Consider the following 16,520-nt stretch of genomic DNA (forward strand, 5'->3'; position numbering starts at 1 on the left):
CGGTTTCAGCCGGGTTTACGGCAATGCGACATATAGCGTCGCAAAGGCGCAGTTTAAACTGCCGGCACAGGTTATAGGCAGGGTTGTCGAGCGGTGCGGTAAATATGTACCGCACGAAACCGATCATCGTCTGTTTTGCTGGCGGCTCATTCAAAACGCTAAGGGAATAGCGCATGAGCCGATACGAGAACGATCGTCTTTCCACTACGGGAAACAGCGAATCCGCTACGCAACCGGACGATCACTATCATCACCTGTTCAACAACCTGCCTGCCTGGGTATTAGAAGCATCGTCCAGTACACACAGCGCCCTCAAGAACGCCACGTTCATGACGCAGGACTGGATTGGCACCGCAACACCGTTGCAGCACCAGTCGCTGAAAAAGCTCAGCCATGAACACTGGACCCATCGAAATCGTCTGGACTCAATGCTGTCGAACCTGCAAAGCGCACAAGCCTTCGCCGAACCGCTGCTGAGCGACGCCCTGAAAACCCGATTTGACTTGGATCTGGACGTCAAAACAGCGTTCCTGCGCCTGTACATCCCTCAAACCGTGCCGCTTTTCGGAATCAAGACTGGCGCGGCGCGTACCTGGACCGTGTCGATGCTCGACGCCGCCCTGCATAACTTTCAGGAATCGGAAACTGCGGCAGGGGCTTACGAACCGGCCTCGACGTTCATCACCCAACCTTCGCCCACAGGGCAGTTCGATACGCTGCCGGCGATCAAGCAAAAGCTCTCTATCCCGGCCTTTACCCGGTTGTGCCGGGAACTGGATATCGGCGCCCGGTACACCGCTTACCTCAAGGACAATCTGGGGCTGTCCAACCCTGTAGCGGGCGCGGTGTTGAAATCAAAGGTGATCGGCTCGCACAAAACAGCACTCAAATCTGCGCTGCAGATAGCGCAAATCCGAAAGGACATTCCTGCGGATGCTCATCTCTCGATCCAGCGCATTCTGGAAGGGCGTTCGGGTGCTCGACTGGGTGGGCAGGCGCTGTATGGTCACGACCTGACAATGATGTCCTCCTCGCTGACCGGTATTGTCATTTTCGCGGCGAGCCTGGAGCGCGCACGCTCGGCAACACGGATCATCGCCTACATTCCCGATGATCCAGAGCATCCTCTCAAGGAATATCCGGACACATTGGCGTTCATGGCCGAGCTGACCCGCAAGCTGCGCTCGCCCGCTTATCAAACGTTTTTCAGCCGATTCGTCGACCACAAGGAAAGAGGACACTTTTTCGCGGACCTCAACCGTCGCCTCCAGAGCGTGACCTGGCAACAACACCGATACGGCGACCCACTGCCGAGCTGGCGCGAAACGCCCATCGACAAGCCTGATTTGCGATTTTCGGCGATCCCGTTCAGAGCGAACCTGTGGAACCATCTCTATCAGCGACAGCTGAACAAGATCCTCAACGATGCAAGCACGCTCGCCGTCTCCACCGCCTCTGTCGACAGCGATGCGCGCTGGGCCTTGTGGAATGCCTTTAGCAAAGTCGCCTCGACAATCCTTGAAATCGCGACGTTCGTTGCCTTGCCTTTCGTCCCGTTTCTCGGCGAATTGATGCTTGGCTACATGGCCTACCAGTTACTCGACGAAACCTTCGAAGGCATAGTGGACCTGGCCGAAGGGCTGAAAAAAGAAGCGCTCGAGCATCTGGTGACGTTCGTCGAAACGGTGGTTCAGGTGGGGACACTTGCAGTGGGCGGCGCCATCGCTACCCGGACCCTCAGCCCTCTGCTCTCTCGTGAAGCTATTGCCCTTGTCGACCCACTCAAACCCGTCACAACACCCGACGGGAAAACCCGTTACTGGAAGCCGGATCTCAAGCCTTACGAACAAGCACTCGTTTTGCCGGAAGGCGTAAAACCCGATCATCTCGGCCTCTATCAAAACGAAGGCAAGACGCTGCTGCCACTGGAGGGAAAACTGTATGCCGTGAAGCCCGACCGCGTGTCAGGCACGTTTCAGATTGAGCATCCGAACCGAACTGATGCTTATCAGCCACCTCTGCGGCATAACAACCACGGCGCCTGGCATACAGAACTGGAGCAACCCCTGAATTGGGACCGGGAAAAGGTCATGCGCCGCCTCGGCCATAACGTCGAGTCGTTCACCAATGCCGAGCGCGAACGGATCCTGCGAGTCAGCGGTTACCACGACGACGTCATGCGCGAAATGCATGTCGAACATTATCGTCCGCCTTCGCTGCTGACAGACACGATCAAGCGTTTCAGGATCAACCGGGACATCGAAACCTTTATCGAACAGATCGGCAGCGACCAACCCGAGCGCTATCGCAAGGCCGATGTAACCCTGCAACATCAACTGCTGAGCAGCTACGACTCGTGGCCCGTCGACACGCCAATGCCTGCACCGCAAAACCAAACGCAAGCCTTCAGAAAACAAACGGCCGAACTCGCCCGAAAGCACCACCAATCGCTGTTCGAGACCCGCTACCGCGCACAGGAAAAAACTGATGATCGGCACGTTCAGCGATTGCTCGACGATGTGAGGGGTTTGCCGACCGATATCGCGCAAGAGTTGATGAGCAACGCAACCGGGACCGAGTTACGCCTACTGCACAACGGTCGCACGCCCCCGCGGCTCAAGGAGGCAGCACTGAAAGCCATGGAGGCCGTACGCGCAACCCGAGCCTTCGAAGGGCTTTATTCCGACGTTCTGGACAACACCGATACCCACCGACTGGCCTTGCAAAGCCTGAATTCACTGCCCGGTTTTCCCGCCGAACTGCGGATTGAAGTGAGGGATTACACCGATAACGGACTCGTGCGCGACAGCATTGGCCTGGCCGATGCACCGATCCTGAAAACACTGGTGCGCGCCGAAGACGGCACCTACCAGGTTTATCAAGACAGCGAATCGGTGCCCGGTGATTTTTATCAGGGACTTTTTCAGGCCTTGTCGCAAGCGCAGCGCAATGCGTTGAGCCCATCGATCGCAAATGCCCAGGCACTCAAACTGCGCATCGCCGAACATGCATTAAACCAACCGGCACTTCGCAAGCTGTTCGCAAAAAATCCCAATCGCAAACCGTTCTATGATCCGACGACCATGCGCTTGCCTGGCGGCTCAGATGGATACCGGCGCATGCCCTCCCCGACGCCATCGCTCAACGAGCGTGTTCGCGAGGTTTACCCCAGCCTTTCCGAGGAGGAACTCCAGTCTGTTGTTCAGCAGTTACAAACGCATCCCGATGGCGCTGGCATAGAGATCTCACGCCTGTCCCGCGAGCTCTCGCGACTGCATCAGGAATTGAACACCTGGATAAATGACTCGCCCACTGTCCACCCGCAAACCCGGGCCCCGCTGAGCGAACTGGAACGACAGGCCGCTCGACACAATCGCAGGCTGCTGGCCCAGGAAATCCAGCGCAGCTGGCGTCGACAATCAGAACGGGACCTCGATGGCCCCAATGACACGCCGCGTTATGCGCTCAGATTTGCCGAGCCGATTCTTGGTGATCTACCCACGCTGACGGCCGATTTCTCCCACGTGTCGTCGCTAACCCTTGAAGGCAGTCGTGCTGCGCAGGGTGCCCCGAGTTTCTTCAGCGCTTCACCAACTTGCGCCGCCTCGAATTAAAACGCTTTTCCCTGACCGCCCTCCCCGAGGCCATTCCTCGGATGGCTAACCTTGATGCATTGGTGTTAAGCGACTGCGCAATCAGGTTCGATGCAGACAACTGGGCGAAACTGTCTTCATTGAACAAACTGGTCAAGCTGGATCTGTACCAGAACCCGTTCACTATGGTGCCCAGTGTCGAATCCATGCCTGAGCTTGTTTACCTGGACCTGAGCCGTACCGGCCTGACCGGCATTCCCGACAGCGTAGTTCGCCACCCCAAACTTGATACCGCCAAGCTGCTACACAACAAGATCAGTGAGCTGCCTTCGCAATTGTTCGAAAGCCCGGTGTACACCAAACGCGCAATACACCTGACGCACAATCCGCTCTCGGATAACGCCCGACAACTGATCAAGCATCACTACTTCAGCAGCTCATACGATTTGGGCGTCTATGCCCCAGAGGCGGACATCAACCGAGTCAGGGCGCTGTACCCGAACCTGGAGGTCGAACAGGCGAGCGAGTTTGTCTATGAATTGGCAGGCACTCTGGCTGACGGTCGGATCGAGCTGACACGCCTTGAAGCGGAGTTGGCTCAACTGAGCAACGACCTGGCGGTATGGACTTCCGACCTTCCGGCCCGACACCCGTTGACGGGTGAACCGTTCACCGCCCAACAACAGCTTGTCGAGCACATGAACCGCGACCAGTTCAAACAGACGCTGGAGCAGTGCTGGCGGCGTGAAAGCGAACTGGATGATTACAATGAGGCGCTGGAGCCCACCTATGAACTCCTTTTCGAGTCCGACATCAACGGTGAACTGCCGACCCTGAACGCCGACTTCAGTCATGTGACATCGCTGGAGTTGCGCAGCGCCGACGGAGTGACCCGCATCGGGCATTTTCTGGAGTCGTTCACCCACCTCAAAAGCCTGCGACTGCGCGACTGTAATCTGGGCAACATTCCCGATGCTGTGTTCAAGATGGGTCAACTGCGGTCGCTGTCACTTCCGGAGTGCCGCGTCAGCCTTTCAGCGGAATCGGCCAGCGCGCTGGCGGGTATGGAACAGCTCGATTATCTCGATCTGGCCCACAACCCCCTGGGGCAAACGCCAGACCTGAGCCAGATGACGGAGCTCGTTACCGTACTGCTGAATGACACCGGCATCACCGAAATACCGCCCGGCCTGCTGCAAATGGCAGAACTGGACTGGGCCGACGTCAGTGGCAACGCCATTACCGAAGTTCCCAGCGACGTAATGGAACTGCCGACGGAAGTCGCTGAAAACATCAGTTTTCGAGGTAATCGATTCTCCGAAGAGAGCCTGGTACGGTTGATCGGTTACTTCGAACGGACGGGCATAGACTTTGGTGTGGAAGAAGTGATCAATCGAGGAGAGATGGAGGTCTCGACGTCTGAAGGCTCGGAAACAGAGGAGTAAACCAGCCTCGGCAGGTGACGTGTTGCCCGGTCACCCACGCTCCGAGGGCACCGACGACAATTCGAACGGGCTGCTGCTGCGCCGCTGGTTGCGATCTTCCCGCGGTGTGGCACCGAAGAAATTGCGGTAGGCGCTGGAGAAGTGCGGCCCCGAGGAGAAGCCACACGACAGGCCGATCTGGATGATCGATTTGCTGGTTTGCATCAACATCTGCCGGGCCTTGTTCAGGCGCAGTTCCAGGTAGTACTGGCTCGGCACACGATTGAGGTATTGCTTGAAGATTCGCTCGAGCTGCCGACGGGACACGCACACATGCTGGGCGATTTCGTCGGTGGTCAACGGCTCTTCGATGTTGGCTTCCATCAGCAGCACGGCTTGCGTGAGCTTCGGATGGCTGGAACCGAGGCGGTTCTGCAGCGGAATGCGCTGGCGTTCGCCGCCCTCGCGGATGCGTTCGACCACCAATTCTTCGGATACTGCACCGGCCAGTTCGGCGCCGTGGTCGCGGGCCAGTACAGCCAACAGCAAGTCGAGTACCGACATGCCGCCGCACGCGGTCAGGCGATCACGATCCCAGTCGAACAGATGACTGGTAGCAATGACTTTCGGGAAACGTTCGGTGAAATCGTCCTGCCAACGCCAATGCACGGCAGCGCGATAACCGTCGAGCAAACCCAGCTGCGCCAATGGGTAAACACCGGCCGACAACCCGCCGATTACACACCCGGCGCGCACCAATTGTTTGAGTCCACTGCTGAGCGCCGGCGCGAGCGAGGTCGGCGGCTCGTCGGCGAGCAGGAACAGTTTCTGGAAGTTTTCGAGCTTGCCGGCCCACGGTTCACCGGGCAATTGCCAGGCGCCTTCGGTCGGCGGTTCGGCCTGCAAAAACGACAGTTCGTAGACAACGTCAGGATGCACACGCTGGGCAACACGCAAGGCCTCCTCAGCCAGCGCAAGCGTCAGTGCTTTAGTGCTGGGCCAAATCAGGAAACCAATTCGATGGGCAGTCATGGCGGGCAATCCGAAACAAAGAACAGAATGAAGGCATGGGCCAAGGCTAGCCTGTAAATGAACACAAATCTTGAAACCGATGGAGATCAAATTGTGGGAGCTGGCCTGCCAGCGATGGCGGTGTGTCTGTGCCAGAGATGCAAACTGACCCACCGCTATCGCTGGCAGGCCAGCTCCCACAGGGATCGGGGCCGGCCTCTAAATCGCGAAGCATGCACTATCGCGGTGCACAACGGCAGTCCTGATTATTTCAAGCTGCCGGATAAAAATTGTTGCAGGCGTTCGGACTGTGGATTGACCAACACCTCACGCGGATTGCCGCTTTCTTCAACGACACCTTTGTGCAGGAACACCAGCTGGTTCGACACTTCACGGGCGAAGCCCATTTCGTGCGTCACCACCACCATGGTCCGGCCTTCCTGCGCCAGGGCCTGCATGACCTTCAGCACATCACCGACCAACTCAGGGTCGAGAGCCGAAGTCGGTTCGTCGAACAGCATCACCTCAGGCTCCATCGCCAGCGCACGGGCAATCGCCACACGCTGCTGCTCGCCGCCGGACATGTGGCCGGGGTAAGCGTCTTTGCGATGGGCCACACCGACCTTGTTCAGGTAGTGCTCGGCCTTCTCGCGGGCTTCGGTCTTGGACATGCCGAGCACGTGGACCGGCGCTTCCATGATGTTTTCCATCGCGGTCATGTGCGACCACAGGTTGAAATGCTGGAACACCATCGACAGGCGCGAACGCATGCGTTGCAGCTGTTTCGGGTCGGCGGCTTTCAGCGCGCCTTCCTTGTTCGCGACCAGTTTCAGCTCTTCATTGTTGAGCAGAATCTTGCCGGCATGCGGCTGCTCGAGCAGGTTGATGCAGCGCAGGAAAGTACTTTTGCCGGAGCCACTGGAGCCGATGATGCTGATCACATCGCCAGCCGCCGCTTTCAGGGACACGCCCTTGAGCACTTCGTGACTGCCATAGCGTTTATGCAGGTCTTGGACTTCAAGCTTGTACATGCGGTCAGTTCTCACAAAAACAGTCAGTCAGTCGTTGAGCAAGCGCCCGTGACGCAGCGCTTCGCGCCCCGCCACCTTGGCCAGCCAGAAACCGGGTTGGGCATAACGCAGCCGTTCAATGGCAAACAGCACCCCGGACGTACCAGCACACACCGTGCTGACCCGATCCGATAACGGATCGATCACTTCGAAAATCTCATCGCCGGCTTCAATCCACTCACCGGGTTTACGCAAGTAACTGATCACGCCAGGGTGCGGCGCGAACAGCAATTCAGTGCCTTCGAACGGCATGCCTTCGCAAGCGTCTTGCGCAGGTTTTGGCCATTCGCCGCTGATCAAGCCTTGCTCGGCAAGGAACGCCAGAATGCCTTCGGCGTATGCGCTGGCTTCAGCGCGACCGGTATCGGCCTGACCACCCAGCTCAATGGTAGTCGCCAGGCAAGCCAGTGGAATCTGTGCATCCGGAAACAGACGCGACAGACGCAACCACGGCAGCGAGCAAGCTTCGTCAAACGAACTGCCACCGGAATCCTCCGCCAGCAGCCCCACCTTCACGTCCAGGTGCGCGGCCAACGAACGCCATTGCGGCCAGTGTTGCGGCAAGGCGTACATGTGCAGCGCCGCTTCGGCATCGCAATGCAGATCCAGCACCACGTCAGCGGTGCAGGCATGGCTGAGCAGAATGCACTGCATGCCTTGCAACTGACTGGCGGCGGGCGGCAATGCGGCGAGCACATCGCTCATGGCCTGACGGATCAGCTGAATATTGGCGTGCGGATCATCACCCAGGTGCCCGTCCAGCTCGGCGGCCACTGGCGCGCTCAGCTCGACGAAATCCCGGTTGAAGTTCTTGCCGCTGCCCGCCTCGAAACGCCCTTGATGATTGCCCTGAAGCAGTTGGCCGAGGCCCAATGGGTTGGCCACCGGCACCAGTTCGATCACACCGTTGAGCAAGCCTTGGGCTTCGAGTTCGGTCAGGCGCTTTTTCAGCTCCCAGGCCGTGCGCATCCCCGGCAGTTCATCGGCGTGCAGGCTGGCCTGGATGTAGGCCTTGCGCTCGCCACTGCCGAAGCGGAACACCGAAATCTGGCGTTCGCTGCCCAAGTGGCTCCACGGCAATGAATGATCGATGCGTTCCATATCAGTGCTTCCGCGGGGCCAGATAGCCCAGCCAGCGGCGCTCGGCCAGTTTGAACATCCGCACCAGAATGAACGTCAGGCACAGGTAGAACACGCCGGCGGTGATGTAGGCTTCGAACGGCAGGTAGTACTGAGCGTTGACCGTGCGCGCGGCACCGGTGATGTCGATCAGGGTCACGATGGACGCCAGACTGGTGGTCTGCAGCATCATGATCACTTCGTTGCTGTACTGCGGCAGCGCCCGGCGCAGGGCCGACGGCAGCAAGATGCGCTTGTACATCTTGTAGCGCGACATGCCCATCGCCTTGGCCGCTTCGATCTCACCATTGGGCGTGGCCCGCAGGCTGCCGGCGATGATTTCAGCGGTGTAGGCGCTGGTGTTGATCGCGAAGGCCAGGCACGCACAGAACGTCGCGCTGGACAGCCATGGCCAGAGGAAGCTTTCACGAACCGCTTCGAACTGCGCCAGGCCGTAGTAGATCAAAAACAGCTGCACCAGCATCGGCGTGCCGCGGATCACGTAGGTGTAGAGCCAGGCGCTCATGTTGACGGCCGCGTTTTTCGAGACGCGCATCAAGCCCAGCGGCAAGGCGCACAGCAAGCCGAAAAACAGCGACAGCGCGAGCAATTTGAGGGTGGTCAGCAGGCCGCCGAAGTACAGCGGCAGGGCCTCCCAAATGACGTTGTAGTCGAAGATCATAGATCAGCCGCCCTTACGCCTACCGAGTAGCGCTTCTCAAGGTGACGCAATGCGAGCAACGAGACGCTGGTGATCACCAGGTACATTGCCGCTACTGCGAGGAAGAAGGTGAAAGGCTCGCGGGTGGCATCTGCCGCCTGCTTGGCCTTGAACATCATGTCTTGCAGCCCCACCACCGAAATCAGCGCGGTGGCCTTGGTCAGTACCAGCCAGTTGTTGGTGAAACCGGGAATCGCCAGGCGAATCATCTGTGGCACCAACACCCGGAAGAACACCTGAAAACTGCTCATGCCGTACGCCATGCCCGCTTCTGCCTGACCTTTCGGGATTGCCATGAAGGCACCACGGAAGGTTTCCGACAGGTACGCACCGAAGATGAAGCCCAGGGTGCCGATACCGGCGGCCAACGGGTTCAGGTCGATGTAGTCGTCAAAACCGAGCATCGGCGCGACGCGGTTGAGCAGGTCCTGACCGCCGTAGAAAATCAGCAGGATCAGCACCAGGTCGGGAATCCCGCGGATCACCGTGGAATACAGGTCGCCCAGCCAGGCCAGCCAGCGAATCGGGGACAGACGCAGCGCAACGCCGATCAGACCCAGAACAATGGCCAGGACCATGGACGACAAGGCGAGCTGAAGCGTCAGCCATGCACCATCGAGGATGACAGCCCCGTAGCCTTTCAACATGATTCAGGTCCTCGAAAAGGGGGATGAAAAAATGGCGCAAACCTCAGAGATCCTGTTGCTTGCGCCATTTCGGACTTGTCGCCGGGACGTATTACTTGCCGTAGATATCGAAGGCGAAGTACTTGTCCTGGATTTGCTTGTACTTGCCGCTCTCACGAATGGCGGTGATCGCGGTGTTGATCTTGTCTTTCAGCGCGTCACCCTTGCGAACGGCGATACCTACGCCGTCGCCGAAGTATTTGACGTCGGTGAACGCCGGGCCAACGAAGGCGAAACCTTTGCCAGCGTCGGTTTTCAGGAAACCGTCATCCAGCAGCGTAGCGTCTGCCACGGTGCCGTCGAGGCGGCCAGCAGCCACGTCGAGGTAAATTTCGTTCTGCGAGCCGTAAGGCTTGATCTCGGCACCCAGCGGAGCCAGCACTTCACGGGCGAAACGCTCGTGGATCGAACCACGTTGCACGCCGATGTTCTTGCCCTTGAGCTCAGCCAGGCTGTCGCTGACTGGAGTGCCGGCCTTCATGACCAGGCGAGCCGGAGTGTTGTAGTACTTGTTGGTGAAGTCCACGGACTTCTTGCGGTCTTCAGTGATCGACATGGACGACAGGATCGCGTCGATCTTGCGCACTTTGAGTGCCGGGATCAGGCCGTCGAACTCTTGCTCGACCCATACGCACTTGACCTTCATCTCTTCGCACAGAGCATTGCCGATGTCGTAGTCGAAACCAACGATGCTGCCGTCCGGCGCCTTGGAGGCGAACGGAGGGTAAGCTGCTTCGATACCGATTTTTACGGGCTTGTCATCGGCGAAAGTCGGCAGGGACAGCACGGACAGTGCCAGGGCGCCAAGCAGCACGAGTTTCTTCATCTTGGGACTCCATCGGTAAAGGGCTAAAACGGCAGAGTGAGCGATAGCCCAATATGCGAATGAGTGGAACCGCAAAGCGGTGCTGCGTCGGAGCAATTGCGCGCTTTTTTCAACGCGAGCAACAACGAGCGAGTGATCGGCATTCTAACGACAGGCCCGAAGCCGATATTTCTTCAATGCGACAACTAATTACAGAAGCACCGAGAAAGCCGCTTGGGCGCGTTGACAGCCTTGCAAATTCATGCAAGAGCAAAAGACAGTGAACCGATCTATGCTGCAAATTGCGGGCCTATTATTGGCAAACCCTTCTAATCCGGCAAGCGCAGCGTTGTGTCTTATTTTTTATGGGTGATTAAGAGGACCTGAAACCGGGCTTTGCGTTTCCCAATGCCCCGTTGCCGGGCGGAAGGTTACACATTTAGTTACTTGAAGGCTTGCGGGTAACAATGGGAAATCGCCTACAGACGAAGCCGATAATTATTGGCCGTTGTTGATGTGGTGCCTGACAGGACGCCTTCGCGAGCAAGCCCGCTCCCACAGGGGATCTGCGCTTGGCAAAATCTTATGCTCACTGGAGATCAACTGTGGGAGCGGGCTTGCTCGCGAAGAGGCCCGAACTGCCACTGCAAAAACATCAGGCAACAAAAAAGCCCCGCCAAGCGCAATGCCGGGCGGGGCTTCGATGACTCAGGAACGGCGGCTTACGCGACGTTCATGATCTTGTGTTCATCAATCAAATGCTGCACCACACCCGGATCCGCCAGGGTGGAGATATCCCCCAACCCATCGTATTCGGCCGTGGCAATCTTGCGCAGAATGCGGCGCATGATTTTGCCCGAACGGGTTTTCGGCAGGCCTGGCGCCCACTGGATGACATCCGGCGAGGCAATCGGACCGATTTCCTTGCGCACCCAGTTTTTCAGCTCCAGTCGCAGCTGTTCGCTTGGCTCTTCGCCACCGATCAACGTGACATAGACATAGATACCCTGCCCCTTGATGTCGTGCGGCACACCGACCACGGCCGCTTCGGCGACTTTCGGGTGGGCGACCATCGCGCTCTCGATCTCGGCGGTGCCCATGCGGTGGCCGGACACGTTGAGCACGTCATCCACGCGACCGGTAATCCAGTAGTAACCGTCTTCGTCACGACGCGCACCGTCACCGGTGAAGTACATGCCGCTGAACGTCTTGAAGTAGGTGTCGACGAAGCGGTCATGGTCGCCATACAGCGTGCGCGCCTGGCCTGGCCACGAATCGAGAATCACCAGGTTGCCCTCGGCAACGCCTTCGAGGATGTTGCCCAGGTTGTCCACCAACGCCGGCACTACACCGAAGAACGGACGTGCCGCCGAACCCGGCTTGAGTGCGTGCGCACCCGGCAGCGGGCTCATCATGTTGCCGCCGGTTTCGGTCTGCCACCAGGTATCGACGATCGGGCAACGGGACTGGCCGACGTTCTTGTAGTACCAATCCCACGCTTCCGGGTTGATCGGCTCACCGACCGAACCCAACAGACGCAAGCTGCTGCCATCAGCGCCTTCAACGGCGGCCTTGCCCGACGCCATCATCGCGCGGATCGCGGTGGGCGCGGTGTAGAGGATATTGACCTTGTGCTTGTCGACGATTTTCGCCACCCGGGTGATGTCCGGGTAGTTCGGCACACCTTCGAACAGCAGCGTGGTCGCGCCATTGGCCAGCGGGCCGTAGACGATGTAACTGTGGCCGGTGACCCAACCGACGTCGGCGGTGCACCAGTAGACTTCGCCCGGACGGTAGTCGAACACGCGTTCGTGAGTCATCGCCGCGTACAACAGGTAGCCGGCGGTGGTGTGCTGCACGCCCTTCGGCTTGCCGGTCGAACCGGAGGTATAAAGGATGAACAGCGCTTCTTCAGCGCCCATTTCTTTCGGTGCGCAGACACTGCCTGCCACCTTCATCAGGTCTTCGTACCAGATGTCGCGATGCTGGTTCCACTTGATGTCGCCACCGGTGCGCTTGCACACAATGACTTTCTGGATGCTGCTGGTTTCCGGGTTAGTCAGCGCATCGTCGACGTTGGTCTTGAGCGAAATCTTCTTACCGGCACGAATGCCTTCGTCGGCGGTGATCACCACTTTGGATTTGCAGTCGATGATCCGACCCGCCAGGGCTTCCGGTGAGAAACCACCGAACACCACCGAGTGAATCGCGCCGATCCGGGCACACGCCAGCATGGCGACCACGGCTTCGGGGATCATCGGCATATAGATAGTCACCACGTCGCCGCGGTGCACATCCTGGCCGCGCAAGGCGTTGGCGAACTTGCAGACTTGTTCGTGCAGCTCGCGATAGGTGATGTTGCGGCTTTCGGCAGGGTCATCCCCTTCCCAAATAATCGCCACTTGATCGCCGCGCTCGGCCAGATGACGGTCGAGGCAGTTGTAGGAAACGTTCAGGGTGCCGTCGGCGAACCATTTGATGTCGACATGGTGATCGTCGAAGGAAGTCTGTTTCACCGTGGTGAAAGGCTTGATCCAGTCGAGGCGCTTGGCTTGCTCGCGCCAGAAGCCGTCCGGGTTAACGACGGACTGCTGGTACATGGCCTTGTAGGTCGCCTCGTCAGTCAGCGTGTTGGCCAGAACCTCGGGACGAACGGGATACAGAGAAGCCGCACTCATCTTTTTTACCTCGGTGGAATAGTTGTTTTTGTATGACCCCAGTTGTAGCCGGGCCGGGCCTATAGAACCATTCGACGATGGTAGTAACAAGCCCCTACAAAATGTGGCTATACCTCGCCGATGCGCTCAAGAGCGGTGATTTCAGGGGCTTTGGGCATTTATTAAATTGGCTTCATCAGCGAACCAAAGGTCGCTTTTCGAGGATTGTTACAGGATCTGCCAATAGTGTTTATCAAAAGCACGCCTATATGAATCTAAACCCCACGCCTAAAATCAGCCTCGCCAACCAGGCAACGTGATTAACCAAGTTGCAGCCCCCACGAAGGCAGTTAATCCAAAACCAGTACTTAAGTTCTACACGCAACCCCAAAAAGGTTGCGTGACCCCACTCGACCTCTAAAAGGTAAATCTGAAATGAAAGCTTTATTAGTTCTGGCCCTCAGCAGCCTGTGCGCAACCGCCATGGCAGACGAGGTCCCGACTGATGTCGCACAGCAGCAACCCGCCGTTGAGGAATACACTTACTCCACTCACCTGGACATCGCCAAAGTTATCTCCATGAGCGAAATCCCGAACGTCTGCGAAGTTGTTCCGGCGAAAATGGAATACGACGACTCCAAAGGCCAACGCCACATTCTTCGCTACAGCGTCATGGGTAACGGCTGCTCAAACGGCTAATCACCCGCTCTCACCATCCCAAGGTTCGACCCACCCGCCCGCTATTAAGGCAGATGAAGCGCCGAACCTTATGTATCGATTTATACGATTGGTTTAAGCGCTTATTTGCGCTTTTTAATCAAATTAGCTGGCGTAGTATGAATTCCACACCCAAGGCACAAAACGCCAACGAACCTGGAGCCACTACCATGAAAACCAAATTGATCCTCGCCCTGACCCTCTCCGTCCTGGCCGCTAACACCTTCGCCGCTGACGGCTACGACCGTACCGGCTCGGCAGCTTTCACTACCGAAGCGGCTGTCGCTTCTGATGGTTACGACCATACCGGCTCGGCGTCTTTCGCTGCCGATGGTGCCGATCACGTCGGTGCAGGCAAACTCGCTTCTGACGGTTTTGATCACACCGGCGCCGCCAAAGTCGCTGCGGATGGCTTCGATCACACCGGTGCAGCCAAGGTCGCAGCGGATGGTTCCGACCACGTGGGTGCTGCCCGCCTCAGCTGATCCTGGATGCGAACTCGCAGCCCGGCTTCGGTCGGGCTTAGTTGTGTCTGGGAGCATCGAAAAGTGACTCAAAACACAACATGTAGTGAAAAACGCAGTTTTCTGGCTGTTTTTTGAACAAAAAAATAGTTGGCCAAAATTTATGAAAAAAAATCTTCACGCCCGACATCCAGCCAAAGCCCTATAAACCCTCGCTCCGACCGAAAAACCCGCCTTCTCGACCGCTGCATGCGCGGATTCGCCCCACCACGACCGCAAAAATTTCCCTATAATGCCGCCTTAAACGGGCCTGCAATATTCCCTTACAGGGATAACAGCCAGTCTGAAGCCCACGCCGAAGTCTTCACCGATTTCTGCGCCCCTCAGAGGCTCTCGGAACCCCGTACAAAATTTATGTTTATTTGCCTGCGTGTACCGCTGCAAAAAACGCTATCCAACGCGGCCAGTACGGCCGTGTGAAAAACAACCAATCAGTTTTCACACGGGCATCTGGCCCTCACGCAGGAGACGACACGTCATGCTGAGCTGGGACGAATTCGACAAAGAAGACAGCGGCGAAACCGTTGTAAAAGGCGCCAACGCCGGGCACGCAACTGAAGCCAACATGGACCGCCTCGACACCGCTGGTGGCGTCGCGGCTCAAGAAGCCCGCGCTGTCACCGCGTCCGACTCCGCCGCAATCGCCCGAGCAAAAGCTGCCCTGGACAACCTCGACATCGCCGAAGGCCTCGCCGAACTCGAAGGCGCCTCCGCCCGTGTGGCTGTCGACGAAAAGCGCATGATCAACTGCCGCGCCGACCTTAACCAACTCGTACCCTTCAAGTACGACTGGGCCTGGCAGAAGTACCTGGACGGTTGCGCAAACCACTGGATGCCGCAAGAAGTCAACATGACCGCCGACATCGCCCTCTGGAAAGACCCGGAAGGCCTGACCGACGACGAGCGCCGCATCGTCATGCGTAACCTCGGCTTCTTCTCCACCGCCGACTCCCTGGTTGCCAACAACCTGGTCCTGGCCGTGTACCGCCTGATCACCAACCCGGAATGCCGCCAGTACATCCTGCGCCAGGCGTTCGAAGAGGCGATCCACACCCACGCCTACCAGTACTGCATCGAATCGTTGGCCATGGATGAAGGCGAGATCTTCAACATGTACCACGAGATCCCATCGGTCGCGAAAAAAGCCACCTGGGGCCTCAAATACACCCGTTCGATCTCCGATCCGAAGTTCGAAACCGGCACCGTCGAAACCGACAAAGAGCTGCTGCGCAACCTGATCGCCTACTACTGCGTTCTGGAAGGCATCTTCTTCTACTGCGGCTTCACCCAGATCCTCTCCATGGGCCGTCGCAACAAAATGACCGGCGTCGCCGAGCAGTTCCAATACATCCTGCGCGACGAATCCATGCACCTGAACTTCGGCATCGACGTGATCAACCAGATCAAAATCGAAAACCCACACCTGTGGGATGCTGAAATGAAGGAAGAAGCTTCGCAGATGATTCTGCAGGGCACTCAGCTGGAAATCGAATACGCTCGCGACACCATGCCTCGCGGCGTGTTGGGCATGAACGCGGCGATGATGGAGGACTACCTGAAGTTCATCGCGAACCGTCGCCTGTCGCAGATCGGTTTGAAAGAAGAGTATCCAGGGACGACTAACCCGTTCCCTTGGATGAGCGAGATTATGGACTTGAAGAAAGAGAAGAATTTCTTTGAGACTCGGGTTATTGAGTATCAGACTGGTGGGGCGTTGAGCTGGGATTGATTCTCGAGCTAACCGCGATTTGACGATTGCCGTCTGAATCGACAATTCGAAAAAGCAAAAGCCCCGATCTGATCGTCGATCTGATCGGGGCTTTTTTATGAGCGATGGGTAGTCCTTTTCCATCCCTACGCGACAACGCTAAATCTCCTACAGCACTTACAGTCGTATCCGCATTGATGCCCGCTCAAAGCACCTCTAAGCTCCATTGCAGGTGCCTAAGAAACGCCCAACGTAGAAGCTTGGCCAATCACACAGACGCACAATTCACCTTTGGGTGATTTGTCGCTCGACAGTGACGGCTTTGCTCGTTGGGATTTCTTAAATCCACTCTACGTTGGGGTCAGGCCCTCCAAAATCTAAACGTAGAGGTCATGGATATGTCCGTAAGCGTCCAGCGAAGTCACCTTCCTAACGCCTGCGCAGCGGGCATGAGTGCCTAGCTACATAAATGCGTCATCTGTCGA

10 protein-coding genes and 1 pseudogene are annotated in these 16,520 nt (G+C 57.6%); 4 read left to right on the plus strand and 7 right to left on the minus strand.

What is annotated here, in order from left to right; genetic code table 11:
* Positions 1-173: 173 nt before the first annotated feature.
* A pseudogene (locus PFAS1_RS04330) lies at positions 174-5,038 on the plus strand (dermonecrotic toxin domain-containing protein).
* 30 nt (positions 5,039-5,068) lie between these two features.
* Here PFAS1_RS04330 and argR read toward each other — a convergent pair.
* From argR to acs, 7 genes are all read right to left on the minus strand, one after another.
* On the minus strand, positions 5,069-6,049 hold the full coding sequence (gene argR, locus PFAS1_RS04335; protein ID WP_074879226.1) for a transcriptional regulator ArgR: 981 nt from the start codon (positions 6,047-6,049) through the stop codon (positions 5,069-5,071).
* Positions 6,050-6,294: 245 nt separating this feature from the next.
* Entirely contained in the window at positions 6,295-7,059 is a 765-nt protein-coding gene (locus PFAS1_RS04340; protein ID WP_074879228.1) for an ABC transporter ATP-binding protein, read from the minus strand.
* A gap of 27 nt (positions 7,060-7,086) precedes the next feature.
* On the minus strand, positions 7,087-8,199 hold the full coding sequence (locus PFAS1_RS04345; RefSeq protein WP_076028320.1) for a succinylglutamate desuccinylase/aspartoacylase family protein: 1,113 nt from the start codon (positions 8,197-8,199) through the stop codon (positions 7,087-7,089).
* 1 nt (position 8,200) lies between these two features.
* Positions 8,201-8,899 (minus strand): ABC transporter permease, encoded by a 699-nt coding sequence (locus PFAS1_RS04350; RefSeq protein ID WP_074879233.1) that lies wholly within the window; start codon positions 8,897-8,899, stop codon positions 8,201-8,203.
* Complete coding sequence (locus PFAS1_RS04355) at positions 8,896-9,585, minus strand: ABC transporter permease (protein ID WP_008154330.1); 690 nt, start codon at positions 9,583-9,585, stop codon at positions 8,896-8,898. The genes PFAS1_RS04350 and PFAS1_RS04355 overlap by 4 nt, the downstream gene beginning before the upstream one ends.
* 91 nt (positions 9,586-9,676) lie before the next feature.
* The gene (locus tag PFAS1_RS04360; protein WP_076028321.1) at positions 9,677-10,450 is read right to left on the minus strand and encodes an ABC transporter substrate-binding protein; all 774 of its coding nucleotides are present in this window, start codon (positions 10,448-10,450) and stop codon (positions 9,677-9,679) included.
* A 701-nt stretch (positions 10,451-11,151) separates the two neighbouring features.
* Positions 11,152-13,107 carry an acetate--CoA ligase gene (gene acs, locus PFAS1_RS04365; protein ID WP_076028322.1) on the minus strand — a complete coding sequence of 652 codons (1,956 nt, stop codon included), beginning with the start codon at positions 13,105-13,107 and terminating at the stop codon, positions 11,152-11,154.
* Positions 13,108-13,521: 414 nt separating this feature from the next.
* Here acs and PFAS1_RS04370 point away from each other — a divergent pair, with 414 nt between their 5' ends.
* The 3 genes from PFAS1_RS04370 (at position 13,522) to PFAS1_RS04380 (ending at position 16,056) form a co-directional block, all read left to right on the plus strand.
* Positions 13,522-13,785, plus strand: coding sequence for a DUF2790 domain-containing protein (locus PFAS1_RS04370; RefSeq protein ID WP_008145979.1), 264 nt, complete (start codon positions 13,522-13,524; stop codon positions 13,783-13,785).
* A gap of 188 nt (positions 13,786-13,973) precedes the next feature.
* Positions 13,974-14,288: a hypothetical protein gene (locus PFAS1_RS04375; RefSeq protein WP_076028323.1), complete on the plus strand. Its 315-nt coding sequence runs from the start codon at positions 13,974-13,976 to the stop codon at positions 14,286-14,288.
* Between the two features lie 517 nt (positions 14,289-14,805).
* The gene (locus PFAS1_RS04380) at positions 14,806-16,056 is read left to right on the plus strand and encodes a ribonucleotide-diphosphate reductase subunit beta (protein ID WP_008034875.1); all 1,251 of its coding nucleotides are present in this window, start codon (positions 14,806-14,808) and stop codon (positions 16,054-16,056) included.
* Positions 16,057-16,520 lie beyond the last annotated feature (464 nt).

The organism is Pseudomonas frederiksbergensis, assembly GCF_001952935.1.
GTDB lineage: Bacteria > Pseudomonadota > Gammaproteobacteria > Pseudomonadales > Pseudomonadaceae > Aquipseudomonas > Aquipseudomonas frederiksbergensis.